This is a genomic window from Streptomyces deserti (genome assembly GCF_054782695.1).
In genome coordinates this window covers 63237-88917 of record NZ_BAAGRZ010000012.1, presented here as the reverse complement: position 1 = coordinate 88917, position 25681 = coordinate 63237, and the positions used below count along the sequence as shown (strand labels likewise).

Sequence of the window (25681 nt, the reverse complement as noted above, 5' to 3'; positions counted from 1 at the left end):
TGTGCTGGGCGGCCTCTCGCCGGGGCCACCGGTTATTGACGCGTCCGGGTGTCCCGTTCACGGGTGCATCCGCGCCCCCTTCACCGCCTTGTCCACCACGTTCCTCGGCCCGTACACCGCCAGCCCCACCAGATCCAGCTCCGCCGTGCGGACGGCCCGTACCGCCGCGCGGTTGTCGCGGTCGTTGCCCGTCGTGAACAGGTCGGAGGTGAAGACGGCCCGGGGCAGGGCGCGGGACAGCACGCGCGCGTGGGCCGTCGTCAGGGTCTCCTTGGTGGCCTCGAAGACCAGGACCGGCTGACGGAACATCGGCAGGTACGGCACGCCGTCCGCGTCCTCGTACGGTTCGCCGATCACCTCGGGGAGCTGGGTGCCGAGGCCGCTGACCAGGAAGGCGGTGACGTTGAGCTGCTGCCAGGGTTCCAGGTCCTCGCGCAGCAGGACGGCGATCTTGGTGTCGAAGCGGATGGGTTCGGTGGTCATGGACCCAGGCTGCCGACCGGCCCACCGGGCCGTCTTGTACGTTCTTTGCATGGGCCCGCAGGGGAACGACTCCCAGCAGAACGTCTCCGCGTGGCGCCCCCGTATCCCGGGCGTCGTCGAGGTGTTCCACGCGCGGTTCACGCAGTACGCCTATCCGATGCACGTCCACGAGGCGTGGACGTTGCTGATCGTCGACGACGGGGCCGTACGGTACGACCTCGACCGGCACGAGCACGGCACCCCGCACGACACCGTGTCCCTGCTACCGCCGCACGTCCCGCACAACGGCTCGCCCGCCACGCCCGACGGTTTCCGCAAGCGGGTGCTGTATCTCGACGGCACACATCTCCCGCATGAGCTGATCGGCGCCGCCGTCGACGGGCCGGATCTGCGCGATCCCCTGTTGCGGCGGCGCGTGGGGCAGTTGCACGGCGCACTGGTGCGGCCCGGTGACGAGTTGGAGGCCGAGAGCCGGCTGGCGTTCGTCGGGGAGCGGTTGCGGGCCCATCTGCGGCCCAGGAGCAGCCCCGGCGCCGTGCGTCGCGACCCCGTGCTCGCCCGTCGGTTGCGCGAGCTGCTCGACGAGCGGGTCGTTCAGGGGCTCACCCTGGAGGAGGCCACCGCGCTCCTCCACGCCCATCCCGCCCATCTCGTACGGGCGTTCAGCAGCGCGTACGGCATCGCCCCGCACCAGTACCTGATGTCGCGCCGCGTGGGGCGTGCCCGGCGGCTGCTGCTCGACGGGCGGTCACCGAGCCAGGTCGCCGCCGACACGGGCTTCTACGACCAGGCCCATCTCACCCGGCACTTCCGGAAGCTGGTGGGGGTGACGCCGGGGCGGTACCGGGCCAGTGGGCCCTGAGGGTCGTACGGGACAGCCGCTCAGCCGTTCAGCCGCTGAGCCGTTCAGCCGTTTGGTCCCGGCGCCGTTCAGTCGGACGGGCGCTCCAGCAGGTGCGAGAACGCCTCCAGGTTGCGCGTCGGCTCGCCGCGTGAGACCCGCCAGGCGTACTCCTTGCGGATCGCTGAGGCGAAGCCGAGTTCCAGGAGGGTGTTGAAGCTGCCGTCGGCGGCCTCCAGGACCTGGCCGAGGAGGCGGTCGACCTCGTCCGCGGTGACGGCGGGCAGGGGGAGGCGGGAGGTGACGTAGATGTCGCCGTGCTGGTCGACGGCGTAACTCACGCCGTACAGCTTGAGGTTGCGCTCCAGGAGCCAGCGGTGGACGGCGGGCTCGTTCTCGTCGGGGTGGCGGATGACGAAGGCGTTCAGCGACAGGGAGTGGCGTCCGACGATCAGGGAGACCGTCGTGGACAGTTTGCGCGTGCCGGGGAGCTTGACGACGTAGGTGCCGTTCTCGGGGCTCTCCCACTCCAGCTCGGCGTCCTTCAGGACGCCCTCGATGACCTGTGCCGCCTGCTGCTCTGCTTCAGCCATGGTGGGAGCGTACGCGACGCCGGTGCGCCTGCAAGGCGGCCGTGTAGACGTCGGCCGTGGCGGCGGCCGACGTGTCCCAGCCGAAGGACTGGGCGTGCCGGGTGGCGGCCGCGCCCATCCGGGCCGTCAGGGCCGGGTCGTCGGCGAAGTCGCGCAGCACGCGCGCGTAGTCGGCCGGGTCGTGGCCTCGTACCAGGAAGCCGGTCTGGCCGTCGCGTACGGCGACGGGGAGGCCGCCGACCGCGGCCGCCAGCACCGGGGTGCCCGCCGCCTGGGCCTCTATGGCGACCAGGCCGAAGGACTCGCTGTAGGAGGGCATGACCAGCAGGGAGGCCGCGCGGAACCAGTCCGCCAGCTGGTCCTGGCCCACCGGCGGGTGGAACCGTACGACGTCGGCGATGCCCAGACGGGCGGCGAGCTTCTGCAGGCCCTCCGGCTTGGCGAGGCCGCTGCCGCTCGGGCCGCCCACGACCGGCACGACCATGCGGGGGCGCAGCTCCGGGCGCTCGTCCAGCAGCACGGCCACCGCGCGCAGCAACACGTCGGGGGCCTTGAGGGGCTGGATGCGGCCCGCGAAGAGCGGGATCAGGGCGTCCTGCGGCAGGCCCAGACGGGCACGGGCGGCGGCGCGGCCGTCGGCGGGCGAGAAGCGGGCGAGGTTCACGCCGGGGTGGACCACGGCGACCTTGGCGGGGTCGGCGGCGTAGTGCCGGACGAGCTCGTCGGCCTCCTCGGCGGTGTTGGCGATGAGACGGTCGGCGGCGGACACGATCTGGGTCTCGCCGATGACGCGGGCGGCCGGCTCGGGGGTGTCGCCGTCGGCCAGGTTGGCGTTCTTGACCTTGGCCATGGTGTGCATGGCGTGCACCAGGGGCACGCCCCAGCGCTGGGCGGCGAGCCAGCCGACGTGGCCGGAGAGCCAGTAGTGGGAGTGGACCAGGTCGTAGTGGCCGGGGCGGTGGCCGGCCCAGGCCTGCATCACGCCGTGTGTGAAGGCGCACAGCTGGGCCGGGAGGTCTTCCTTGGCGAGGCCCTCGTAGGGGCCCGCGTCGACGTGCCGGACGAGGACGCCCGGGGCGAGCTGGACGGTCGGCGGGAGCGCGGCGGTGGTGGCGCGCGTGAAGATCTCGACCTCGATGCCCTGCGCGGCCAGGCGCTGGGCGAGCTCCACGATGTAGACGTTCATGCCGCCGGCGTCGCCGGTGCCCGGCTGGTGCAGCGGGGAGGTGTGCACGGAGAGCATGGCGACGCGGCGGGGCCTGCGGTGCAGCCTGAGGCGCGAGGGGGCGGCCGGGGAGCGCCGCCCGAGCCTGCCGATGTACTGGCTCACGTGGCGTTCCTCCTCGCTCCGGGCATGCCTTCCGCAGGGCGCACGGGGCCCTCCGAAGAGGTGCAACACCGGAGGGGGCTGCTCCATTTCCGGGCGGCGGGTCTTTGCTCAATCATTACCGGGAGTCGCTCAACCGTTCGATGTTGGTGTGCGTGGGCGGTCGATCGCGGCGTGTGTTGGCGTTGATGGCGGTGCGCGTGGGCGGTCGATGGCGGCATGCGTTGCGTTGATGGCGGCTTGCGTGGCCGGTCGATGCCGGAGTGCGCAGCCGGTCAACGCCGGAGTGCGTGGCGCCCCGCGGGGCCGGGGTGCCGCCGCTCGGTCGCCGCGTGCGTGGCTGTGCGTGGCCATGCGTGGCGATGCGTGACGCAGGCATCCCGACGCCTGCGGGTGCGTGGCGCCCGGCGGGTCCGATGGCACCGCCGCTTCCGGTCGCCACGTGCGCGGCCGTGCGCAGGCGGGCGCGGCCCAGGCCTCCCGACGCCCGCGGGTGCGTGGCATCCGACGGGTCCGAAGGCGCCGCCGCTTCCGGTCACCGCGGACGTGCTCCCGGCGGGGCGCGTGGCCGTGCGGCGGCACGGGCCTCCGGGGCGCCTGGCCGTGGGCGGCACAGGCGGTGGGCGCGTGGCCGTGGGCGGCACAGGCCTCCGGTGGGCGCGTGGCCGTGCGCCGCACAGACCTCCCGGCGCCCCCGCATACCCTCGTACGCATGACATCCCGCGCCGCTTCCCGCCCCGTGGGAACGGTGACGCGCGGGACGACCAACCCCAACCGGCTGCGCCGCATGGACCGCTGGATCGCGGCCACGCACGGCGCCGAGCTGCGGCGCAGCGCGGAGCCCGTCGCGGTCGACCTCGGGTACGGGGCCGCTCCCTGGACGGCCGTCGAGCTGCTCGGCCGCCTGCGTACCGTCGCGCCACGCGCGCGCGTGGTCGGCATCGAGATCGAACCGGCCCGGGTCGCGGCGGCGCGGCCCTACGAACGCGAGGGTCTCGTCTTCCGCCACGGCGGCTTCGAGATCCCGATCCCCCAGCGCCCCCTGCTCATCCGTGCCGCCAACGTCCTGCGGCAGTACGAGGAGGGCGAGGTCGCCGCCGTCTGGCAGGGGCTGTGCGCCCGTCTGGCCCCGGCGACGGCCAACTCGCGCGGCGGGCTGCTGGTGGAGGGGACCTGCGACGAGATCGGGCGCCGGCACGTGTGGGTCGCCCTCGGCCCGCAGGGGCCCCGCACGGTCACCTTCGCGACCCGGCTCGGCTCCCTGGAGCGCCCCTCGGACCTGGCGGAACGCCTGCCGAAGGCGCTCATCCACCGCAACGTCCCCGGCGAGCCGGTGCACGCCTTCCTGCGGGACTTCGACCGCGCCTGGGCGGCCGCCGCGCCCTACGCCTCCTACGGCGCCCGGCAGCGCTGGATCCGGGCGGTGCGGGACCTGACGGCCGACTGGCCGGTGACGGACGGGCCGGTGCGGTGGCGGCAGGGTGAAGTGACGGTGAAGTGGGAGGCGTTGGCGCCGCGTCACTGAGCCGTGCGGGGGCGTGACCTGCGGGGAACGATCTCTGTGAGTCGTTCGTCACAAAGGCGCGGGGATCGTCATGCCGGGGACGGGAGGGAGGAAGTACTCCCTCTGTCGCTTTGCGCGCCGACGTGGCAGCATCCCCCAGGCGACCGGAAGTTACTGACGGTTAATAAGTTGGGGGCTGAGGTATGGGAACGGGCAAGCGCGGCCTGATCACGGCGGCCGTGACCGTGGTCTGCGCGATCACCGTGCTGGCGGCACCGGGCACGGCGTTCGCGAGTCCGAGCCCGAGCCCCGCGCCGCCCCCGAGCACGGCCCCGACCGCCGCGCCCGACCAGGACCTCGAGGCCGTGCGCAAGAAGCTCGACAAGCTCTACCGTGCGGCGGCCGTCGCCACCGACGAGTACAACGCCGCCGAGGGGAAGGCGAAGCAGCAGTCCGCCGAGATCGTCCGGCTGACGAAGAAGATCGCCAAGGGCCGGGAGAAGCTGGCCGAGTTGAAGGACCGCGCGGGCGCCGCGGCCCGCGCCCAGTACCGCACGGGCGGGCTGCCGCCCGAGGCGCATCTGATGCTGAGCGACGACCCTCAGGACTTCCTCGACGGCACGCGCCGGGTCCGCCAGGGCGAGCACGCCACCAAGGGCCTGCTGGGGCAACTTGCCCGTGCCCAGGAGGACTTGGAGCAGTACGCGAAGGACGCCACCGCCCAGTGGAAGAAGCTGGAGGCGGGCCGCAAGGCCAAGGCCGCGGCACAGCGCAAGATCGAGAAGCAGATCGCGGCGGCCGAGAAGCTCGAGTCGGAGCTGAAGGCGGAGGAGAAGGAGCGCCTCGCCGAGCTGCAGCGCAGGGCCGCACAGCAGGCGCAGACCGCCTGGCTCGACTCCGGCATCCTCGACGAGATCACGGGCAAGGCCTCCGAGCGGGGCAAGAAGGCCGTCGAGTACGCCACCGCCCAGCTCGGCAAGCCCTACCAGTGGGGCGCCGAGGGCCCGAAGGCCTACGACTGCTCCGGACTGACCTCACAGGCCTGGGCCTCGGCCGGGCAGGGCATTCCGCGCACCTCGCAGGAGCAGTGGAAGCGACTGGAACGCGTCGACATCGAGGACATGCGCCCCGGCGACCTCGTCATCTACTTCGACGACGCCAGCCATGTCGCGCTGTACATCGGCGACGGCTCGATCGTCCACGCCCCTCGGCCGGGGCGGCCGGTGACCGTCGCGGGGGCGGGGACGATGCCGATCCTCGGGGTGGTGCGGCCGGACGCGTGAGCGTCGCTCCTCGGGGAGGGTTCAGCGCACGCGTGCGTCCCACTCCTGGGCTCAGCGCACGCGCGAATCCCACTCCTCTCGCTTCCGCGCACGCGTGAGTCCCACTCCTCGGTTCCGCTCAGTTCAGCACACGCGTGAATCCCACTCCGCGGGTCCCTGGCCGACCGGTGAACCCGTCGGCACCGTGCCCCAGGACACGTGACCCCGCCCACGTGACCCAGCCCACGCCCAACGCCCCACCAAACCCCCCACGGACGTGACGTTCGTCATCCTCGCAGCACAGACACCCTGTCCAACTGCGGTACATATCGCGGCATATGACACTGGCCGATGGCGTAGCGGCGTGCCTCACACCATTCCAATGCGGTGTCGACACCCGCTATGGTCCCCGTCGGTGGGTCGAGGTCCCTCGCCCCGCCGTGCCCTCGGGGGGAGGGAAGGACTCAGGACAATGCCCGTACCCATACCGCGGCAGAGAGCGATCCCGGCCGTGGAGAGTGGTCAGGCGCAGGCCGCGTCCCAGGGCGTCGGCACCTCCAAGGACTCCTTGGCGGCTGCCCCGCGCGAGGAGGCCAAGGTCGAGAACACCACGGACAAGGTCGAGAACAACACCGCCCACACCAACCTGACGCTGCTGCTGATCGAGGACGATCCGGCCGGTTCGCCGATCGTGCCCGACCTGCTCGACCAGGCCGGTAAGCCGATCCGCGTCCGCACCGCGCGCAACCTCACGGAGGCCGAGCGGCTGCTCACCGACGACGTCCACTGCATCCTGCTGGACCTGGCGCTGCCGGCGCCGGGCCGGGCCGGTGACGGTGACGACGAGCTCGCCGTGCTCAAGCACGTCCTGGAGCTCGCGCCCCGGCACGCAGTTCTCGCGCTCACCGCGTCCGGCGACGCCGAGCGCGGCGCCGAGGCCGTACGGGTGGGCGCCCAGGACTACCTCTTCCGCGACGAGCTGGACGGCCGGCTGCTGAGCCGGGCGATCCGCTACGCGGTGGAGCGCAAGCGGTCCGAGTCGGCCGAGCGGCGGCTCGCCGAGGGGCGGATGCGCGCCCAGGAGAACCGCCGCCTGGAGCGCGGCCTGCTGCCCACCCCGCTGCTGGAGGGCTCCTCGCTGCGCTTCGCCGCCCGCTACCGTCCGGGCCGCTCGCGCGCGCTGCTCGGCGGCGACTTCTACGACGTCGTCCGCACCCCGGACGGCACCGTGCACGCCATGATCGGTGACGTCTGCGGCCACGGCCCGGACGAGGCCGCGCTCGGCGTGGAGCTGCGCATCGCCTGGCGCGCGCTGACCCTGGCGGGCCTGTGCGGCGACCAGCTGCTGGGCACGCTGCAGCAGGTGCTGGAGCACGAGCGCGCCGACGACGAGATCTTCGCGACCCTCTGCACGGTCGACATCGCGCCGGACGGCCGCCGAGCGGGCCTGTGCCTGGCCGGCCACCCGTCACCGCTGCTGGTCCGCCCGGGCCGGCCCGCGCGGCTGCTGCCGTACGACAACAACGGCCCGGCCCTCGGACTGCTGCCGGGTGCCCGCTGGCCGCGGATGCAGGTGGAGCTGGGCGCCGAGTGGAGCCTGATGCTGTACACCGACGGCCTGATCGAGGGCCATGTCGGCGAGGGCCGGGAGCGGCTCGGCCAGGACGGCATGGTGGAGATGGTCCGCCGCCAGCTCTCCGAGGGGCTGCGCGGGGAGGATCTGCTGCGGGCGGCGGTGAACGAGGTCCGTGACCTCAATGGCGGCGATCTGACGGACGACGTGGCGGTACTGCTGCTGGACCGGAACGGGCTGACGGGCTGAGCGGAATCCCGCCGTCGTCCTGGGCGCCGTCCTGGGTAGACAGCCCCGCGCCCCTTGCGGGCGCCTCCCTTACGGGCGTATCAGCGGCCGCCGTTCCAGGGGCCGTACGGGCCGTCGCTGCTGGAACCCCGCCTGCTGCGGCCCCCGCCCGGCAGGCTGCGGATCGCGGGCCGTACGTCGACCATGTACACGATCGTCGCGATGAGGCCGATGATCGGCAAGAACGACAGGATCGGGAAGAGCAGGTTCACCACGAAGGCGAGCCCGAGGATGATCAGCCAGAACGGCTTGGTCTTCTTGTCCGCCGCGCGGTAGGCGTCCTCGCGGCGCGTGGCGGCGTCGATCAGCGCGAAGCCGCTGAAAACGATCAGAGCCATGCTCAGCAGCCACATGAGTCCTGCGAAGCCCTGCATCAGCACAACGTCCACCACCCGACTCGGATCGTCCTTACGCGGTCACCGTACCCGTAGAACGGGCCGGGCACCCCAAGGGTGCCCGGCCCGCGCGAATACCACCGCCTACTTGGCGGGCGGCGTCGTCTTCTTGGCGGTGGTCTTGCGCGCCGCCGGGGCCTTCTTGGCGGTCGTCTTCTTCTCCGCGGCGGGCTGGGCGGCCGTGGCCTCGGCGGGCTTGGCCTCCTCCTTGACCTCGACCGGCTCGGCCTTCGGCTCGACGGCCACGGCCAGCTCCTCGATCTCCTCGGCGGCCTCGCCGCGCCAGGTCCGCACGGCCTGCTCGCCGTGCTCGGCGACCTTCTCGTAGGCCTCCCGGGCCTTCACGGCGTACTCGGCGGCGACGCCGACGCCGCGCAGGGCGATGTCCTGGGCGGTCTCGCCGAACTTCTTCAGATCCTTGTCGAGGGTGCTGCCGAACTTCTTGAAATCGGCGTCGAGGGAGCCGAGGAACTCGCCGACCTTGGTCTGGAGGGTCTCCTGCGTCTCCTTCACCCGGGCGGTCGCCTTCTCCTGGACGGCCTTCGGGTCGGTGTTGCGCACGGCGTCGATCCGGGCCGGGGCCTCGGTGCGCAGCTGCTCCACCAGGGCCGGCACCTTCTTGGCCTGCTGCAGGGCGAGGTCGGCGGTGCCGGCGGCGAAGTAGAGCGGGGTCGGGTTGCTCAGGGTCTTGCGCAGGTCGTCGGTGATGGCCATGGTGATGGTCCTCCCGGATTCTTTGTCGCTTGAGGGTTCGGCTGAGGGTCGGGTGGTCCGCAGTCGGACGGCCGGTGCCCTGGTCCGGCTCAACTGGCCGTCTGCTGCGGGCCGTTGTCGCTGCCACCGACCTTGCGGGGCCGGCGTCCGGCAGCCTTGCCGCCGTCGCCGGTGCGGGGGCGGCGTACGGCGGTGTCGGCACGGTCGCCCGTGCGGGTACGTCCTACGGCGGTGTCGCCGCCGTCGCCACGGTCCGGAGTGTCCGCCGCACCCTCGCTGTCCTCGACGGCCTCGGCGGTCCCGGTGACGTCACTGACGCCGGTGGCGTCGGTGGCGTCGGTGGCCTCCGTGGGTTCGCCGTCCTCGCCCGCCGTGGCGATCCCGAACCCGTTCTCCTTGCGGAAGGACTCGTAGATCTGCAGCAGCACCTGCTTCTGCCGCCCGGTCAGCGTGGGATCGGCGAGGATGACGGCCCGCGTCTCCACCTCGTCCCGGTCCCGCTCGGCGTCGAGGATCCCGGCACGGACGTACAGCGTCTCCGCGGAGATCCGCAGCGCCTTGGCGACCTGCTGCAACACCTCCGCGCTCGGCTTGCGCAGCCCGCGCTCGATCTGGCTCAGATACGGATTGGACACCCCGGCGGCATCGGCGAGCTGCCGCAGCGACAGCTGCGCGTTGCGCCGCTGTTCGCGCAGATACTCACCGAGATTGCCGACGTTGAGCGATGCCATGCCTCCACGATGCCGCACCCCGCTAACTGTTGCAAGCACCTGCTTGCAATAGTGCGCCGCGCCACGTTGCCAGTGGTACGCCGCGCCACGCTGTCAGTGGCGATCCGTACGCTGCCACGCATCGCCGGCGATCAAGGGGAGGCTCGCGTGAGCACCGAGGAGTTCAAGGGCGTCAAGGACATCACCATGCAGCGCATCGAGGAGGCGATGGCGCTGCAGCACGCCGGTGACGCCGATGGGGCCCGGCGGCGGTTCGCCGAGATCTGGGCGGAGATCGCGCCGGACGGCGATCCCTTCCACCGCTGCGTTCTCGCCCACTACATGGCCGACCTCCAGTCGGATCCGCGGGACGAACTCGCCTGGGACCTCAAGGCCCTCGAAGCCGCCGCCTCCGTTACCGACGACCGGGTCAGGCAGCACCACGCGTCGTTGGCGATCCGGGGCTTCCACCCGTCCCTGCACCTCAACCTCGCCGCGGACTACCGGAAGCTGGGGGACGACGACAGCGCCCGCGCCCACCTTGGCCAGGCCCAGCAGTACGTCGACGCCCTCGGCGACGACGGCTACGGGCAGGGGATCCGGTCGGCACTGCGCCGCCTGGCCGCACAGCTCGGCACTCAATAAGCACCTGCCATTTACCTAACTAGCCATTTGCCTAAAGCTATTAGGCAAACACATAATTCCTTCTGGCAGCTGGAAGGAAGTTTATGGCACGGCTAGGACTCACTCCGGAGCGTCTGACCCGGGCGGGAGCGGAGCTCGCCGACGAGGTGGGCTTCGACCAGGTGACCGTCTCGGCGCTCGCCCGGCGGTTCGACGTCAAGGTCGCGAGCCTGTACTCGCATCTGAAGAACTCCCAGGACCTGAAGACCAGGATCGCCCTGCTCGCCCTGGAGGAGCTCGCCGACCGGGCCGCCGACGCCCTGGCCGGTCGGGCCGGCAAGGACGCGCTGACCGCCCTCGCAAACGTCTACCGCGACTACGCCCGGGAGCATCCCGGCCGCTACGCCGCGGCCCAGCTCAGGCTCGACCCGCGGACGGCGGCGGCCAGTGCCGGTGTCCGGCACGCGCAGCTGACGCGGGCGCTCCTGCGGGGCTACGACCTGACGGAACCGGACCAGACGCACGCGGTCCGGCTGCTGGGCAGCGTCTTCCACGGCTACGTGAGCCTGGAGATGGGGGGCGGGTTCAGCCACAGCGCCCCCGACACCGAGGAGACCTGGTCCCGGATCCTGGACGTCCTGGACGCCCTGCTGCGGAACTGGCCCCACACAGCGACAGGTTGAGCATGCACACCACACCGAGCTGGATCACCACCCCCCTCACCGCCGACCTCCTGCGCGGCGCCCTCGACCTGGAGCGCACCGAGCACGGCGTGCTGCCGCACCGGCTGCCCGCCCGGGCCCGCGCGCAGTGCGCCGACGCGCAGCTGGCCATGGCCGAGTCCCAGCCCTCCGGCGTACGGCTGGTCTTCCGCACCCGGGCCACCGCCGTCGAACTGGAGACGCTGCCGACCAAGCGCGTCTACGTGGGCGCCCCGCCCCGCCCGGACGGCCTGTACGACCTGCTCGTCGACGGTCGCCTGGCAGGTCAGGCCAGTGTGACCGGCGGCCACACCGTGACCATCGACATGACCACCGGGACCGCCGAGCACCGCTCCGGCCGGCCCGGCACCCTCCGCTTCACCGATCTGCCGGACCGCGCGAAGGACGTCGAGATCTGGCTGCCGCACAACGAGACCACCGAGCTCGTCGCCCTGCGCACCGACGCGCCCGTCGAGCCCGTACCGGACCGGGGCCGCAGGGTGTGGCTGCACCACGGCAGTTCCATCAGCCACGGCTCCGACGCGGCGAGCCCGACGGCCATCTGGCCCGCGCTCGCCGCCTCCCTCGGCGGTGTGGAGCTCATCAACCTGGGCCTGGGCGGCAGCGCCCTGCTCGACCCCTTCACCGCCCGTGCCATCCGGGACACTCCCGCCGACCTGATCAGCCTCAAGCTCGGCATCAACGTGGTCAACCAGGACCTGATGCGGCTGCGCGCCTTCACCCCGGCCGTCCACGGCTTCCTCGACACGATCCGTGAGGGCCACCCCACCACACCGCTCCTGCTCGTCTCCCCCATCCTGTGCCCCATCCACGAGGACACGCCCGGCCCCAGCGCCCCGGACCTCGGCGGGCTCCGCGCCGGGCAGTTGCGGTTCGCCGCCATGGGCGATCCCGCGGAACGGGCCGGCGGGAAACTCACGCTCAACGTCGTCCGCGAGGAGCTGTCCCGCGTCGTACGACAGCGCGCCGCCGACGATCCCCACCTCCACTACCTCGACGGCCGCGCCCTGTACGGCGAGTCCGACTTCGCCGAACTCCCCCTGCCCGACCAGCTCCACCCGGACGCCGCCACCCACCGCCGCATGGGCGAACGCTTCGCCGAGCTGGCCTTCGCCCCGGACGGGCCCTTCGCGGCGGCCGGCTGAGCATGGGCGCCTCCCCAGGGCCCGAAAGGGCCGCGTGGACCCCCTACCAGGACGAACTGGTGGAACGCGTCGACGATCAGGACCGTGTCCTGGGGGTGGTCACCGCCGGCAGGCCGTCCGGGAGGGCTGGCTGCACCGGATCGCCGCGACGGTGTGCCGTGACGGGCGAGGGCGGTTCCTCGTCCACCGGCGCCCGGAGCGGGTGTCGCGCTTCCCGGGCCACTACGAGGCCGTGGTCGGGGGCGCGGTGGCCGTCGGCGAGTCCTACGAACGGGCCGCGGCCCGGGAACTGGCCGAGGAACTCGGCGTCCGCGTACCGGTGCGCCTGCTGGGCACCTTCGTCAGCTGCGGCGGCCTCAGCCCGCACTGGCTCGGGCTGCACGAGGCCGTACTGCCCGACGCCGTGGCTCCCGACCCCGCCGAGGTCGCCTGGCACGGCCGGCTGACCGAGCCGGAGCTGCGGCGGGCGCTGCGGGAGTGGCGGTTCACTCCGGACAGCCATGAGATCTTCGGCCGGTATCGCGCGTTCCGGGCGGAGTGACGGGCCTGTTCCGGCAACGCGACCGGCTGTCCCGACAACGCGACCGGCTGTTGCGGCAACGCGACCGGCTGTTGCGGCAACGCGAGCGGATTGACCGGCCAAGGCAGCGGACAGCTTCGCCCTATGGCTCACGAAGAGTTCCGGCACCCGCGGCTCGCCGCGCTCTACGATCCGCTCGACCCCGATCGCCGCGACCTGGAGGTCTATCTGGGCCTCGTGGCGGAGTTCGGGGCGCGGCGGGTGCTCGACATCGGGTGCGGTACGGGCGTGTTCGCGTTGCTGCTGGCCGAGCGCGGGACCGAGGTCGTCGGTGTGGATCCCGCCCAGGCGTCCCTTGATGTGGCCCGGGCCAAGCCGGGCGGCGACCGGGTGCGCTGGGTCCACGGTGACGCGACGGCACTTCCGCGGCTCCGGGTGGACCTCGCGACCATGACCGCGAACGTCGCCCAGGTGATCACTGCGCCCGAGGCATGGCAGACGACTCTGGAGCGGGCCTACGCGGCGCTGCGTCCGGGTGGGCACCTGGTGTTCGAGACCCGGGATCCGGCCCGGCGCGCCTGGGAAGAGTGGCACCGCGACGCCACCTACCGGGTCACGGACGTCCCCGGTGCCGGCGCGGTGGAGAGCTGGCTGGAGGTGACCGAGGTGGACGGGCCGCTCGTGACGTGCCGTTGGACGTATGTGTTCGCCGCGGACGGGCAGGTGCTGACGTCGGACCTGACTCTCAGGTTCCGTGAGCGGGAGGAGGTGGAGGCGGATCTGGCCGCGCAGGGGTATGTCGTCGAGGACGTACGCGACGCCCCTGACCGGCCGGGCCGGGAGTTCGTCTTCGTGGCTCGCCGGCCTGTGACCTGATCGCCGCCCGCTCCCGAGGCTCGGCCGGCCCCCGCACCGAGCGGAACATCCGGCCGGTGAGCGGGCTGGTCGCCGCGCTGACCGCGCTCGACCCCGCGCCGCTGCGCCTGCCCCGGCCACCCGGGAAGAGGGTGGTGGGGACCTGCCGGCACTTCGCCGTCCTCGCCTGCGGGCTGCCGCGCGCGCGGGGCGTTCCGGCCCGGGCCCGGTGCGGCTTCGGGACGTACTTCCAGGCGGGGCGCAGTGTCGACCACTGGATCACCGAGTACCGGCGGGCCGGTGCAGGGCGCTGGGTGCGCGTCGACACCGAGCATCTCGGCAAGGGGTACGTCGAACGCCCCGACGACCTCGCCCCGGGCGAGTTCCTGACCGGCGGCGAGGCGTGGGCCCGGTGCCGCTCGGGCCGGGTCGACCCGCGCCTGTTCGGCGTGGCCGGCACCGACCACGCCTGGGGGCCCACGAGATCAGCGGCAACGCCGTCCGCGACCTCGCCGCCCTCGCCCGTCTGTTCGCACACCCGGACCTCGCGGTTCCGCGGCACATGGTCACCTGACGGGCGGCCGAACACCCACTTTTTTGTGGGTACTTGGCACAGCACGGACCTGGGGCGAACCTGGTCGCGGGCGGTCGGTGAGGCGCCGGACGCGGTCGGCGGAACAGGGGACGGAGGTGACGTACGCGCTTCAGGAGGCCGGCCGGGAGGCCTCCGCCTCGGCCAGTTTCTCCAGGCGGCGGTGGCCCCACTCGGAGAGCGGCTCCAGCGCCTCGGCGAGTTCACGGCCGAAGGGGGTCAGGGAGTAGACCGTCTTCGGCGGCAGCACGTCATGCACCTCCCGGTGCACCAGCCCGTCCGCCTCCATCTCCCGCAGCGCCTGCGTCAGCACCTTCTCGGTGAGGTCCGGCAGCCGCCGGCGCAGCTGCCCCGGCCGGTGCGGGCCCGACTCCAGCAGCCAGAGCAGGGACGTCTTCCACTTGCCGTCGATCACGTCGATCGCGACGGTCACTCCGCAGACGTTCGGATCCTGGCGGCGGCGCGTCATCGTCATCCCCTTCGTCCTCAATGACCCCTCATCTCGAGCGTCACCAATCGACGCCTCTTATCAAGGAGTTCAAGCGTGTCCACGTACAGCACCACATCGCCCTCCGCGCATTCCGGCCCCGCCGCCGTCACCGTCCTCGGGCTCGGCCCGATGGGCCGGGCGCTGGCCGGTGCCTTCCTGGACGCCGGGCTGCGCACCACGGTCTGGAACCGCACGCCGGGCAGAGACCGCGAGCTCCTCGACCGGGGAGCGGTGGGCGCCCGGTCCGCGGCCGAGGCGGTCGCCGCGAGTGAGGTGGTCGTCGTCTGCGTGGTGAACTACGACGCCGTCGACGCCGTCCTGCGCCCGGACGAGGTCGCCGCCGCCCTGAAGGGCCGTACGGTCGTGAATCTGACCGCCGACACCCCGGCCCGGGCCCGGGACACGGCCGCGTGGGCCGCCGCGCACGGCGTCCGCTACCTGGACGGCGCGATCATGACACCGACGACCACCATCGGGACGGCCGACGCGGTGTTCCTGTACAGCGGGCCCGAGGACCTCTACGGCGAAGTCCGGCCCGTGCGGGACGCGCTGGGTGGCACCCACACCCACCTCGGTGAGGAGATCGGCCGGGCCGCCGCCTACGACATAGCCCTGCTCGACATCTTCTGGACGGCGATGGCCGGTTACGCGCACGCCCTCGCGGTGGCGCGGGCCGAGGGCGTCACGGCACGGGAACTGGCCCCCTTCGCCCAGGGCATCGGAGCGATCCTGCCGCCGATCTTCGCGGAGACCGCGCAGGAGGCCGACGCCGGCACCTTCTCCGGCGAGGACAACCCGATCACCTCGGCGGTGTCGTCCATGGCCCACATCGTCGACGTCTCCGAGTCCCACGGCATCGACGCCGGTGTGATGCGCGCGGCGGAGGGCCTGGCCCGCCGCACGATCGGCCTCGGGCACGGCACGGACGGGTTCATCCGGGTCGCCGAGGTCCTCGGACGCCGCTGAGGCCGCTTCCGGGGCCGGGGCCCGCGCTCCCGGCCCCGGGGAGGTCACGCCTCCGAGCCGTCGAATCCGTTCTCCGCGAGGATCCTGTCGACACGCGCCCGGTGCGCCCGCTCCCACGCGTCCAGGGACTCCCCGGCCTCTTTCGCCAGCTTGTCCCGTGCGGCCGCGAGGACCTCCTCCCGGCGGGCACCCGGCACGACGACGGCCCCCTCCTCGTCGGCCACGACGACGTCCCCCGCATCGACGGACACCCCACCACACCGCACCCGCTCATTGAGCGGCCGTACGGCGGACTTGCCGCCCGGAATCGGACGCCCCGCGCGAACACGGGGAACCGCAGCTCCCTCACCTCACCCAGGTCCCGGATCAGCCCGTCGGCGACGAACGCGGCGATGCCCCGGCGCTGCGCCACCGCGCAGACGTTGCCGCCGGCCAGCGCGTAGTCCAGGTCGCCCGACTCCACGACGACGACCGAGCCCGGCGCGGCCCGGTGGATGGCGGCGTGCAGCATCAGGTGGTCCCCGGGCGGGCACCGTACGGTGAAGGCAGGCCCGGCCACCCGCGGCACCGGTCCCCACAGCGGACGGATCCCGATGTCCATGACCTGCGCGCGGCCCAGCAGGTCGGCGAGGGTGGTCGTGGGGATGTCCGTGAACTCGTCGACGTCAGCCATGACATGGACCCTACGGCGTGTGGAACGGCAGCGGCCGTCCGTGCACCACTTCCAGCCGCGACACCGCACGCGTCAGCACCACGTACAGCCGGTGCAGTCCCCGTTCCTCCGCCTCCGCGATCGCGGCCGGCTCGACGGCCACGACGTGGTCGTACTCCAGCCCCTTGACCGCACTCGCCGGCACCACGGCCACCCGCGCGCCCAGGTCCTCCGGGCCCGCCACCGCCACCCCCGCCGAGGCGAGGGCCTGCCGTACGCGAGACACGTCCGCGTCCGCCGCGACGACCCCGACGGAGCCCTCCCGGGTGAGCGCATCCCGTACGGCGTCCACGACCCCGGCGAGCACCTGACCCGTCCGACGGATGCGCAACTCCCCGCCCCCGCGCAGGGACCGGGCCGCCGGGACGTCGACGTCCAGCCGGTCCAGGAGCCGGTTGGCGAGCGCGACGACCGCCTGCGGCACCCGGAAGCCGCTGGTCAGCGGCACCACGGCCGCGTCCGGTTTCCCCAGGTGCGCCAGGACCGTACGCCATGACCGCGCGGCCCACGGCGTGGTGCCCTGCGCCAGGTCGCCGAGGACCGTGAGCGAGCCGAAGGCGGACCGGCGGGCGATGGCCCGGCACTCCATCGGGGAGAGGTCCTGCGCCTCGTCGACGACGACATGGCCGTAGCCGTCCGGGTGTTCGATGAGCCCGGCGACCTCGTCGAGGAGGACCAGGTCGGCGGCCGACCAGCGCGCCGATTTCCAGGTGCGCGGCGGCCTCGCCCACAGCAGCGCCTTGCGCTCGTCGGCGTCCAGCAGCCCCTCGGCGGCCGACTCCAACACCCCTGGATCACCGAGCAGTTCGGCCACGACCTCCTCGGGCCGCACCCGGGGCCAGACGGCGTCGACGTACGCGGACAGCGGCCGCGCCCGCTCGATCCGGCGCACCCAGGCGTGGGTGCGCGGCCCGCCCCGCCGCTCGGCCTGGTCCCGCAGGCACCGCACGATCCGGCTGCGCACCCGCTCCCGCCCGACGCCGTACGGCGGTTGCTCGGCCCGTACGTCCGCCACGATCCGTGCCAGCTCCTCGGCCCCGACCCGCCAGCGGTACGAACCGTCCGGCACGGCAAGGGAGTCGGTGCCGTCGACGCGCACGCGCGCGTACAGCGCCCGGCGCAGCACCTCGGCCATCCGGGCGTCGTGCTTGACGACGGCGGCCCGCTCGTCGTCCACCCCGGTGACCGGGTGCCGGGCGATCTCGTCGGCGAGGGTGGACTGGCGTACGCCGGTCTCGCCGAGGGCCGGCAGGACCTCCGAGATGTACGACAGGAAGGTGCGGTTGGGGCCGAGGATCAGCAGTCCGCCGCGCCGGATGCGCTGCGGGTGGGTGTAGAGCAGGTAGGCGGCCCGGTGCAGCCCGACGGCCGTCTTGCCGGTGCCCGGCGCGCCCTGCACGCACACCGACACGGCCAGGTCCTCGCGTACGAGGTCGTCCTGCTCGGGCTGGATGGTCGCGGCGATGTCCCGCATGGGCCCCACGCGGGGCCGCTCGATCTCCCGGGTGACGATGTCGCCGGCCCGCGACTCGCCCCGCGCCAGGTGTTCGTCCTCCAGGCCGGTGAGGTCGGCGGAGTCGCCCCGGCTGCCGGGCGCCCAGCCGAAGCGGCGGCGGACGGCGACGCCCTGTGGATCGCGGGCGGAGGCCTGGTAGAAGGCCCGGGAGACGGGGGCGCGCCAGTCGACGACGAGGGGTGGGGCGGCCGGGTCCTCGGTGATCCGCAGGCGTCCGATGTGGTAGCTCAGCCCGGCGTGTTCTCCCCCGCCGAAGTCCAGCCGCCCGAAGAACAACGGCCCTTCGGGCAGCTCGCGCAGCTCCTTGGCCTGGCTGCGCAGCCGGTGGCCGAGGACCTCGGCGTCGGCACCGGAGGCGGAGACGTCCTCGCCGGTGACGACCTGTTCCTGGGCGTCGTCGACCAGCGCGGCGAGGGCGGCACGGCAGCGGTCGTGATGGGCGCGTTCGAGAGCGAGGGCTTGCCGGAGGGCAGGGTCGGGTGACGTCATTCCACCGAGCGTACCGAAATAACGTAACCGAGTTAAATTTCTTACCGAGTCGCAGATGGCTGGGCGAGGTGCGGCAGTCCGTCCGCCAGCAGCCCGAACGCCCGCTCCGCCGCCGCCACCGCGTCCGCCCGTACGTCCGCCACCCGCTCCCCCGCCGCGATCCGCCGCCAGTTCTCCTGCGCGAGGATCCGCCGGACGGCGACGATCTGCCCGGCGGCGAGCCGGGCGTCCAGGTCGCCGCCGAGGGCCTCGGCGAGCGCGGCCTCGGACCGCTCCAGGTGGGCGTACAGCCGCGCGACCAGCGCGGGCGTCCCGTACAGCAGCCCGTGGAAGGCGAGCACGTCGGGATCGTCGTTCAGCCCGGTCACCGGATCGCACCGCTGAAGCCCGCGCAGGAAGTGCCGCCGCAGCGCCTCGACCGGCGAGGGCCCCTCCGCCACCACCCGCGCGGCCTCGCCCTCGTGGTCGGCGATCCGGTACAGGACCAGGTCCTCCTTGGCCGGGAAGTACCGGAAGAGCGTCGGCTTGGAGATCTCGGCCGCGGCGGCCACCTCGGCGACGGACACCGTGTCGAAGCCCCGCTCCACAAAGAGCCGGATGGCGATGTCCGACACGACCTGGTACATCCGCTGCTTCTTGCGCTCCCGCAGCCCGGTCTCACTCATGCCGGTGAGCCTACGCACCACCGGCCCACCGGCCCACCGGCCCACCGACGCCGATGCCGTCCGGGTCAGCAGGCCAGGGACGGGGCGGTCGACAGGGCGGGCGCCGACGGAACCGGGCGCCTGCGCAGCCCCAGGGACGCCGTGGCGGCCGCCAGGGTCATCTCGTACGCGTCGACGGCCCGGCGCACGTTCGGCGTGTCCAGGGCCGCCCCCGTCACCAGCCGGTCCAGATCGACGTAGGCCGAGCGGACCTGCTCGATCCACCGGTAGACCTGCCAGTCCCGCTCCCACCCCGTGACGCACCGCGGAGGAAGCGTCCTGCTCCAGCGCTCGAACATGCGCTCCCGCATGCCCGCCCGGGCCGGTGTCAGATGCAGATGCCGTACGACGTCGTAGAGCGGGTCGCCGATCATCGCCATCTCCCAGTCGATGATCGTCAACCCGGCGCCGCGCCCGTCGCGCACCAGGTTCCAGGGATTGAGGTCGCCGTGCAGCAGGACGGGGGCGCGTTCGGTCACCTTGCACCGGCCGAGGATCCGCCGCAGGACCGTGCCGTCGGGCAGGCCCCGGCGCCGGGCGGCCTGGCGGGTCGCGTCGGGCAGCTCGTCGACGAGCTCCACGAGCCGTCCGCTCAGCCAGGCGTAGAAGTCCGCTTCCGGCGGCCCGGACGGCAAGGCCGAGTGATCCACCCGTGCCAGGGCGGCGAGCTGGTCGACGAGCTGGTCGGCCTCGTGGGGCAGCAGACCGTGCACGGGGTGGTCGGGGGCCTGTGCCGTGGGGCCCTCGTAGGTGTGGATCGCGAAGTGGCGTCCGTGGTCGTCGTAGCCCAGCGCCAGGATCCTCGGCGCCCGGACCTGCGGACCGGACTTCTCGATCACCTGCAGGACGGCGTGCTCGTGGAGGAAGCCCTTCTCGCGGCGGGGCGCGGAGGTCGTCTCGCGCCGGACCACGACGGGGTCCGGATAGCCCGGCACGGACACGACGGAGTTGAGATGCGCCGTGCCCCGGAACACCCGGTCGGCGGCCGCGGCCCCCTCCTCGGCCAGGGCGCGCCGCACCAGCTCCTGCGGGAAGTCGTCGCGCTCCGGGACCCGCGGGTCGCGCCTCCACCCGAACACCGTGGCCGGCAGCCGGCCGCCCCGCCGCGCGACACGCGCCGCCTGCCACCGGAACAGGGCGCCCTCGATCTCCCGCTCCGTCGGGACCTGCGCCATCCCGAGCGGCTCCGCCGCGTGCTCCAGGGCTCTTGTGACCTCGCCCGCGGCCGCGGCCAGGAGGGCGTCGTCGAACGAGTCGCCGAGCGACCGGGCGGCCCGGACCACCTCGGCGTACCCGGCGTGGATGCGCTCGAAGTCGACGTAGTGCCGGTAGTCCCGGCTGACACCGCTGACCGCCATCGGCCTGATCCGCCGCGTCTCGCGCACCCACACGTGGATCACCTCGTCCACCTGGTGCTCGGGATAGCGCATCCGCACCAGATGGCTGACGAGCCCGTGCAAGGGATCCCCGTACGACGCCCCGCCCCAGTCCGCACAGGCCACCGCCGGCTCCTCCCCGTCCAGCACGAGCACCTTGTCCCGGCCGAGGTCGGTGTGCAGCAGGCCGTAGGGGCGGCGGGCCATGGAGGGCAGCCGGGAGGCGAACCGGACCAGCGCGTCCGCGGGCACGCCGAGCACGGCGAACAGGCCACCGGTATCAGCCCAGTCGGACCGGTTCAGCCATCGCTGGGCACGCCGCACGAGCAGGTCCAGATACGCCCTGCTGTCCTTCTGGTTGCCCGGCCACTCGGCCGGCAGCGGGGGCAGCGTCTCCTTGCGGACCGTGGTCAGGCGGGCGAGGAACCGGGCGAGCTCCGCGATGACCCAGGAGTCGACCGGCTTGTCGCCGGGACACCGGCTCTCCAGAACGGTGCCGGCCGGCCCGGCGGGGAAGACCTCCTGGACGGCAGCCAGGACTGCGGCCCCGTCGTCAGGCCAGGCCCCGATCGCCACCTCTGCTCCTGAGAAGCTCGCTTCAAACCCGGAAAGGGATACGCGTTCAAGAAAATTGATGCACACGATATCCGGGCGCGCGCCCCGGGGTGACGACAATGCGCCCGTCCGGGCGAGACCTGCCCGACATGTCCGGTCCGCGCTGACGTCAGAAGTCGCTCACGCCCGGTCCCGCACCACGCGCAACAGCGGCTCCAGCGAGTTGACGACCACATCCGCCCCCGCGGTCCTCAGTTCCTTCTCCTTGTCCGCGTTACGCGCGTAGCCGAGGAAGCGCACCCCGGCCTGTTCGGCGGCTCTGAGGTCCGAAGGGGCGTCGCCGATCATCAGAGTGGCGGAGGTGTCGGCTCCCAGGGCTCGCAACCCCTTGAGCAGGCAGTGCGGGTCCGGCTTCATCTTGTCCAGGTCCTGGGTGCGCCCGTAGATGTGAGGGAAACAGCCGGTCAGGCCACGGGAGCGGATGTAGGCCTCCGCCGCGACCGCCGAGTTGTTCGTGGTGATGGCGTACCGGACCCCGCGAGACCACCACGTCCTGATGAGCGGATCGGCATAAGGGGTGGGGAGCGCCTTGGGGACGGCCTCCAGTTCATGGCGGGTGAGCCACTCTTCCAGGGCGATCATCAGGTCGCTCCCCGGATGGCGCTGGTTGATTCCGAGCAGCGCCACGTGGGGGTCCGGGTCGGTCCGTTCCGCCTCGGTGAGTAAACCGCTCAGCCCCAGTCTGTCGATCAACTCCACCAGCCCACGGGCCACTTGGTGCGCCGGATGACCCGCGAACAGCCGGCATATCGGTCCGTCCAGGTCCCACAGCACGAAGCGGACAGGCGTGATCAGCTCTCGCAGGATCTCTGGGTCCGCTGCCACCGGGTCGGTCTGCGTCGCATCAGAAGTCACTAGGAGAGTGTCAGGTCCGACGTGATGGTTTCCCAGAGGGCGTCGAACCACTTCTGCGACTCCTCCACGAACGCCGCGTCCCGCTGGCCGGCCCGCCTCTCGAAGGAGAAGAGGAGGGACTCCGTGCCCAGGACGTCGTACATGTCCATCATGCCGCTGTCCGTGAACTCCTCGCGGCGCGTGACCATGTAGTACGCGATCAGGGCCTCCTGCTGGTTGAGGAGGTACAGCTTCACCGGCGGTGTGAACGGCAGCGCGCGGAACGTCACGCGGACGTCGATGCCGTGGGTGGAGCGCAGGGCGTACAGGTTGTGCCGCAGGACGTGACCCTGGGCGTTGCGCTGGAGCAGCCAGCGTTCGTGGACCGGGTCGTCGTCGCCGTGCCCCTCGACGGAGATGGGGAAGGCCAGGTTGATCTCCCGGGAGGGCAGCAGGACCCGGACGTCGATCGACTCGGGGCGTATGCGGCCCTCGTGGATCAGCCGGAGCGGTTCGCCGAGGGCCAGCATGAGCGTTTCGGCGGTCAGGCACGCCGCGTCGACATGCACCCGCGGCACCTTGAACGCCTCCGTGAGCCGCGGTGCCAGCCCCACCATGGTCGGCTGCGGCTCACCGCGCGCCGGAGCCGGCTCGGCGATCCGCGGCGGGCTGCCCTTGCTCACGTTGGTCAGCAGACCGTCCTCCTGCAGTGCCCGCAGGGCCTGGCGCACGGCGCCGCGCTCCACGCCGAACTCCTCGGCGAGTTCGGCCTGGGTGGGCAGGCGCTCGCCCGCTTTGAGCTCGCCTGCGCGGATGCGTTCCCGCAGGATGTCGGCGATCTCCTGGGGCGTGAGCCTTCTGCTGCCGTTCACTGCCACGTTCTCCTGGGTCACGACCAAACGCTACAACTCCGACCCATCTAAGGGGAGTTGCTTGAAAGTTGTTTATAACTAGGGGCCAACTGGGGACAACTTAGTCATAGTTGGTTGCCAACTTGGTTGAGTTGGCGGAAGTTTTACTTCCGGAGTTCGCCGCCCCTCACCGAGGTTCACCCCCACGACCGTCCCGCCCAGCAGCCCGAAGGGGGAAAGACCATGCCCGTCCTCGCTCTCCTCTCCGCCGTCTTCGTCGTCGGCTTCGAGCAGCTCGTCCAGTGGAAGTACGGTGCCGCCGGCATCGTCGGCCTGCTCCTGCTCACCATAGGCATCAAGGCCAAGAGCCCGGCGGTCAGCTCCGCCGGGGCGGTGGTGCTCGCACTCCTGATGGCGCAACCCGCCCTGTGAGTGACGGCTCCGCCGCGGATCAGCCGCTGTGGGAGACCTCAGGTCGTGAGCTTCAGCTCCGAACTGATCGTCTCCCACAGTGCGTTGAACCACAGGTGGGACTGCTCCACGAACGTCGTGTCGCGCAGGCCGGTGCCCTGCGAGAAGGAGAACAGCATCTGCCGGATGCCCTGCGCGTCGTACATCTCCAGGTGCTCGTGGTCGATCTCCTCCGCGCGGCGCGTGAGCGTGTAGTACGCGAACAGCGCCTCCGTGCCGTTGAGCAGGTACAGCTTCACCGGGGGCGTGAAGGGCAGGGCGCGGAACGTCACGTGGACGTCGATGCCGTGCGTGGAGCGCAGGGCCTGCAGGTTGTGCTGGAGCACCTGGCCCTGGGCGTTGCGCTGGGCCAGCCACCGCTCATGGACCGGATCGTCGTCGCCGCCCCGGCGCTCGACCGGCACGGGGAAGGCGAGGTCGATGTTCCGGGACGGCAGCAGGACGCGGACGTCGACCTTGGCCGGTTTCAGCTGTCCGGCGTGGATCCGGCGCAGCGGTTCGCCGATGGCGAGCCCGAGGGAGACCGAGGTCAGGCACACGGCGTCGATCTCGACGTGTTCGGCCGCGAAGGCGGCCGCGATCCGGGGCGCGAGGGCCACTGTGGTGGGCAGGGGCGGGGCGGACGGGCCGGTCAGCGCCCTGACGGGGTCGGGGGCGACGGTCGCCGGGCTGCCCTTGGACACGTTGGTGAGCAGCTGCTCCGACTGCAGGATGCGCAGCGCCTGGCGTACGGCGCCGCGCTCTACGCCGAACTCGTGGGCCAGCTGGGCCTGGGTGGGCATGCGCTGCCCCGGCCGCAGCGCTCCGGACCTGATCCGGGCGCGCAGCTCGTCGGCCACCTCGCGATGGGTTCTCTGTGGCCGCTGCGACCTCTTCCGCCCATGGGGGGAGTCGTGTTCCGGGTCCACAACCAAACACTACAACTTCCCGCCATCTTTGGGCAGTTCAGCGGAAGGTGGTTATGAGCCGCTTCCAAGCGGAGATAAGGACAGTGAAGTTGGTCGCCAACTTGAGCGACATGGTCACACTTCTCAAGGGTTGGCCGGGCTCCCTTCCGGAGGGGAGCCGGGAGCCTGGTCGGTCGGTACAGCCACAACTCCACATCGACAACCGAACAGCGACCGCACAGCCACAACCGAACAACAACCACAACTCAACAGCTCGCTACGGATGAGCGTTCCTGTCGTCGGCGGAAAGGAGCACGCCTCAGAAGATGTCCGGGCACCACGGTCGCCTGGGCGTACGCAGCAGGGCGTCGGCCTGACGGGCGGCGCCCGCTCGTTCTTCCCGGACCCGGCCCAGCGCCGCGAGCCGCACGGCCGACTCGTCACCGAGCCACAGCGTCGACAACTCGCCCACCTGGAGGCTGAGTTCAGCACTCTCGGTGGTCGGCGTGCAGGAGGCCCCGTCCGCCGCCGTCTCCAGCCGGTACCGACCGCCCGCGAGACCGTCCCGGTCCACGACCTCCAGCACCAGCGAGCCCTCCCCCTCGTACGTCCGCGCCTCCATCGCCCGTACGACGTCCAGGATCCGCACCCACAGCCAGTCCGCCTGCGTGGTGATGGCGGCCGCGCGCGGGTCCGGCAGGAAGAACGGGAGCAGGTCGTCGGGGGCCCGCCAGCCGCTCTTCACCCGCGCGACCCAGTCGATCGAGCACAGGTAGCGCCACAGGGCACGCTCGGCGGCCGGACTCACGCCGATCAGCCAGTTGACGGTCGCCGTGTTCAGCGGCTGCTTGGCGTCCCCCCACTTGTCGTCCGCCGCGTACGAGACCATGCCCTCGACCTCGCCGTCCGCCGAGCGGTAAACGGCGTAGAAGGGTTCGGTCCACGACGCCCAGAAGCGCACGGCCCCGGTGGTGATCTTCCACCACAGCTCGTCCCGGCTGACGGCACCCGGCTGGGCGCGGCGCAGCCGCTCGTGCAGTTCGGGGCCGAGCTTGCGGACGTCCTCGCCGTCCACGAGATCGATACGGCCGCCGTCCTCCGGGGCCGCCCAGCGGGGGTCGAGGCCGGTGCGCGGTACGTCGATCGTCCACTGGGACGCCCAGGTGGCGGGGCCGAAGCCGTACCGTCCGTAGATCGGGTACTCGGCGGCGATCAGCGTCGCGACGACGTCCCCGCGGTCCTTCGCGGCCGCCAGGTCCTGGGCCATCATCCGGGTCAGCAGGCCGCGGCGGCGGTGGGTGGCGGTGACGGTGACGTTCGAGATGGCGTCGGCGGGGACGGGGGTGCCACCGACGGCGGTGAGTTCCTGGGCGAAGGAACGGAAGGTCGCGACACAGCGGCCGCCGTCGAAGGCGCCGAGCAGACGGCCGGGGACGAACTGGGCACGGCGGGCGTCGAGGATGTCCTGGCTCACGGTGGGTTCACGCAGGAAGCCGGTGCTCAGGGCACGGGTCCAGTCGGCGAACTCGGGCTCGGTGATGGGGCGTACGTCGATGGCGTGGGTGGGCGCGGTCATGGGGCCACGGTAGGAGGACGGGGGTGGGGGTGTCGCACGCTTTTTT

At 72.2% G+C, this 25681-nt stretch carries 24 protein-coding genes and 3 pseudogenes; 12 read left to right on the top strand and 15 right to left on the bottom strand.

Annotation, left to right across the window (positions count from 1 at the left end; genetic code table 11):
* Nucleotides 1–57: 57 nt before the first annotated feature.
* Entirely contained in the window at nucleotides 58–483 is a 426-nt protein-coding gene (locus ACYVMZ_RS21035) for a DUF2000 family protein (RefSeq protein ID WP_461081857.1), read from the bottom strand.
* 49 nt (nucleotides 484–532) lie between these two features.
* On the opposite strand from ACYVMZ_RS21035, the gene ACYVMZ_RS21030 reads away from it, so the two are divergent.
* Nucleotides 533–1345 carry a helix-turn-helix transcriptional regulator gene (locus tag ACYVMZ_RS21030; RefSeq protein WP_461081855.1) on the top strand — a complete coding sequence of 271 codons (813 nt, stop codon included), beginning with the start codon at nucleotides 533–535 and terminating at the stop codon, nucleotides 1343–1345.
* 68 nt (nucleotides 1346–1413) lie between these two features.
* Here ACYVMZ_RS21030 and ACYVMZ_RS21025 read toward each other — a convergent pair whose 3' ends face one another.
* Together ACYVMZ_RS21025 and mshA are read right to left on the bottom strand one after the other, a co-directional pair.
* The gene (locus ACYVMZ_RS21025) at nucleotides 1414–1917 is read right to left on the bottom strand and encodes a type III secretion system chaperone family protein (RefSeq protein ID WP_461081853.1); all 504 of its coding nucleotides are present in this window, start codon (nucleotides 1915–1917) and stop codon (nucleotides 1414–1416) included.
* Nucleotides 1910–3247: a D-inositol-3-phosphate glycosyltransferase gene (gene mshA / locus ACYVMZ_RS21020; protein ID WP_461081851.1), complete on the bottom strand. Its 1338-nt coding sequence runs from the start codon at nucleotides 3245–3247 to the stop codon at nucleotides 1910–1912. Before mshA ends, ACYVMZ_RS21025 begins: the two co-directional genes overlap by 8 nt.
* A 709-nt stretch (nucleotides 3248–3956) precedes the next feature.
* Here mshA and ACYVMZ_RS21015 point away from each other — a divergent pair.
* The 3 genes from ACYVMZ_RS21015 (at nucleotide 3957) to ACYVMZ_RS21005 (ending at nucleotide 7832) form a co-directional block, all read left to right on the top strand.
* The gene (locus tag ACYVMZ_RS21015; RefSeq protein ID WP_461081849.1) at nucleotides 3957–4769 is read left to right on the top strand and encodes a class I SAM-dependent methyltransferase; all 813 of its coding nucleotides are present in this window, start codon (nucleotides 3957–3959) and stop codon (nucleotides 4767–4769) included.
* A gap of 182 nt (nucleotides 4770–4951) precedes the next feature.
* On the top strand, nucleotides 4952–6031 hold the full coding sequence (locus tag ACYVMZ_RS21010; RefSeq protein ID WP_461081847.1) for a C40 family peptidase: 1080 nt from the start codon (nucleotides 4952–4954) through the stop codon (nucleotides 6029–6031).
* A gap of 451 nt (nucleotides 6032–6482) precedes the next feature.
* Entirely contained in the window at nucleotides 6483–7832 is a 1350-nt protein-coding gene (locus ACYVMZ_RS21005; protein ID WP_461081845.1) for a PP2C family protein-serine/threonine phosphatase, read from the top strand.
* Nucleotides 7833–7912: 80 nt separating this feature from the next.
* Here the strand turns inward: ACYVMZ_RS21005 and ACYVMZ_RS21000 are convergent, their stop codons facing one another.
* The 3 genes from ACYVMZ_RS21000 to ACYVMZ_RS20990 all read right to left on the bottom strand — a co-directional run bounded on the left by ACYVMZ_RS21000 (nucleotide 7913) and on the right by ACYVMZ_RS20990 (nucleotide 9711).
* On the bottom strand, nucleotides 7913–8245 hold the full coding sequence (locus ACYVMZ_RS21000; RefSeq protein WP_461082082.1) for a DUF2516 family protein: 333 nt from the start codon (nucleotides 8243–8245) through the stop codon (nucleotides 7913–7915).
* A gap of 105 nt (nucleotides 8246–8350) precedes the next feature.
* The gene (locus tag ACYVMZ_RS20995; RefSeq protein WP_461081843.1) at nucleotides 8351–8980 is read right to left on the bottom strand and encodes a hypothetical protein; all 630 of its coding nucleotides are present in this window, start codon (nucleotides 8978–8980) and stop codon (nucleotides 8351–8353) included.
* An 89-nt stretch (nucleotides 8981–9069) separates the two neighbouring features.
* A complete protein-coding gene (locus tag ACYVMZ_RS20990) occupies nucleotides 9070–9711 on the bottom strand; it encodes a helix-turn-helix domain-containing protein (RefSeq protein ID WP_461081841.1) in 642 nt (213 codons plus the stop codon).
* Nucleotides 9712–9897: 186 nt separating this feature from the next.
* Here ACYVMZ_RS20990 and ACYVMZ_RS20985 point away from each other — a divergent pair, with 186 nt between their 5' ends.
* The 6 genes and pseudogenes from ACYVMZ_RS20985 to ACYVMZ_RS20960 all read left to right on the top strand — a co-directional run.
* The gene (locus ACYVMZ_RS20985; RefSeq protein WP_461082080.1) at nucleotides 9898–10335 is read left to right on the top strand and encodes a hypothetical protein; all 438 of its coding nucleotides are present in this window, start codon (nucleotides 9898–9900) and stop codon (nucleotides 10333–10335) included.
* An 83-nt stretch (nucleotides 10336–10418) separates the two neighbouring features.
* Nucleotides 10419–10997: a TetR/AcrR family transcriptional regulator gene (locus tag ACYVMZ_RS20980; protein ID WP_461081839.1), complete on the top strand. Its 579-nt coding sequence runs from the start codon at nucleotides 10419–10421 to the stop codon at nucleotides 10995–10997.
* 2 nt (nucleotides 10998–10999) lie between these two features.
* Nucleotides 11000–12181, top strand: coding sequence for a GDSL-type esterase/lipase family protein (locus tag ACYVMZ_RS20975; protein ID WP_461081837.1), 1182 nt, complete (start codon nucleotides 11000–11002; stop codon nucleotides 12179–12181).
* 2 nt (nucleotides 12182–12183) lie between these two features.
* A pseudogene (locus tag ACYVMZ_RS20970) lies at nucleotides 12184–12722 on the top strand (NUDIX domain-containing protein).
* Between the two features lie 123 nt (nucleotides 12723–12845).
* Nucleotides 12846–13577, top strand: coding sequence for a class I SAM-dependent methyltransferase (locus tag ACYVMZ_RS20965; protein WP_461081836.1), 732 nt, complete (start codon nucleotides 12846–12848; stop codon nucleotides 13575–13577).
* Nucleotides 13578–13633: 56 nt separating this feature from the next.
* Nucleotides 13634–13822: pseudogene (locus ACYVMZ_RS20960) on the top strand (transglutaminase); the annotation flags it as partial.
* Between the two features lie 438 nt (nucleotides 13823–14260).
* Here ACYVMZ_RS20960 and ACYVMZ_RS20955 read toward each other — a convergent pair.
* Complete coding sequence (locus ACYVMZ_RS20955; RefSeq protein ID WP_461082078.1) at nucleotides 14261–14617, bottom strand: winged helix-turn-helix transcriptional regulator; 357 nt, start codon at nucleotides 14615–14617, stop codon at nucleotides 14261–14263.
* Nucleotides 14618–14692: 75 nt separating this feature from the next.
* Here ACYVMZ_RS20955 and ACYVMZ_RS20950 point away from each other — a divergent pair, with 75 nt between their 5' ends.
* Nucleotides 14693–15604 carry an NAD(P)-dependent oxidoreductase gene (locus tag ACYVMZ_RS20950; RefSeq protein WP_461081834.1) on the top strand — a complete coding sequence of 304 codons (912 nt, stop codon included), beginning with the start codon at nucleotides 14693–14695 and terminating at the stop codon, nucleotides 15602–15604.
* A 44-nt stretch (nucleotides 15605–15648) separates the two neighbouring features.
* On the opposite strand, the pseudogene ACYVMZ_RS20945 reads toward ACYVMZ_RS20950, so the two are convergent.
* From ACYVMZ_RS20945 to ACYVMZ_RS20920, 6 genes and pseudogenes are all read right to left on the bottom strand, one after another.
* Nucleotides 15649–16277 (bottom strand): annotated as a pseudogene (locus ACYVMZ_RS20945) (RraA family protein).
* A 10-nt stretch (nucleotides 16278–16287) separates the two neighbouring features.
* Nucleotides 16288–18321, bottom strand: coding sequence for a HelD family protein (locus tag ACYVMZ_RS20940; RefSeq protein WP_461081832.1), 2034 nt, complete (start codon nucleotides 18319–18321; stop codon nucleotides 16288–16290).
* A 41-nt stretch (nucleotides 18322–18362) separates the two neighbouring features.
* Nucleotides 18363–18986, bottom strand: a complete 624-nt coding sequence (locus ACYVMZ_RS20935; RefSeq protein WP_461081830.1) for a TetR/AcrR family transcriptional regulator — start codon at nucleotides 18984–18986, stop codon at nucleotides 18363–18365.
* A 65-nt stretch (nucleotides 18987–19051) separates the two neighbouring features.
* The gene (locus ACYVMZ_RS20930) at nucleotides 19052–20977 is read right to left on the bottom strand and encodes an aminoglycoside phosphotransferase family protein (RefSeq protein WP_461081828.1); all 1926 of its coding nucleotides are present in this window, start codon (nucleotides 20975–20977) and stop codon (nucleotides 19052–19054) included.
* Nucleotides 20978–21136: 159 nt separating this feature from the next.
* Nucleotides 21137–21871, bottom strand: coding sequence for an HAD family hydrolase (locus ACYVMZ_RS20925; protein ID WP_461081826.1), 735 nt, complete (start codon nucleotides 21869–21871; stop codon nucleotides 21137–21139).
* Nucleotides 21871–22749 carry a GntR family transcriptional regulator gene (locus ACYVMZ_RS20920; RefSeq protein WP_461081824.1) on the bottom strand — a complete coding sequence of 293 codons (879 nt, stop codon included), beginning with the start codon at nucleotides 22747–22749 and terminating at the stop codon, nucleotides 21871–21873. The genes ACYVMZ_RS20925 and ACYVMZ_RS20920 overlap by 1 nt, the downstream gene beginning before the upstream one ends.
* 195 nt (nucleotides 22750–22944) lie before the next feature.
* Between ACYVMZ_RS20920 and ACYVMZ_RS20915 the strand changes: the two genes are divergently transcribed.
* Entirely contained in the window at nucleotides 22945–23133 is a 189-nt protein-coding gene (locus ACYVMZ_RS20915; protein WP_461081822.1) for a hypothetical protein, read from the top strand.
* 38 nt (nucleotides 23134–23171) lie between these two features.
* Here the strand turns inward: ACYVMZ_RS20915 and ACYVMZ_RS20910 are convergent, their stop codons facing one another.
* Both ACYVMZ_RS20910 and ACYVMZ_RS20905 read right to left on the bottom strand, forming a co-directional pair.
* Entirely contained in the window at nucleotides 23172–24086 is a 915-nt protein-coding gene (locus tag ACYVMZ_RS20910) for a FadR/GntR family transcriptional regulator (protein WP_461081820.1), read from the bottom strand.
* Nucleotides 24087–24378: 292 nt separating this feature from the next.
* The gene (locus ACYVMZ_RS20905; protein WP_461081818.1) at nucleotides 24379–25635 is read right to left on the bottom strand and encodes a GNAT family N-acetyltransferase; all 1257 of its coding nucleotides are present in this window, start codon (nucleotides 25633–25635) and stop codon (nucleotides 24379–24381) included.
* Nucleotides 25636–25681 lie beyond the last annotated feature (46 nt).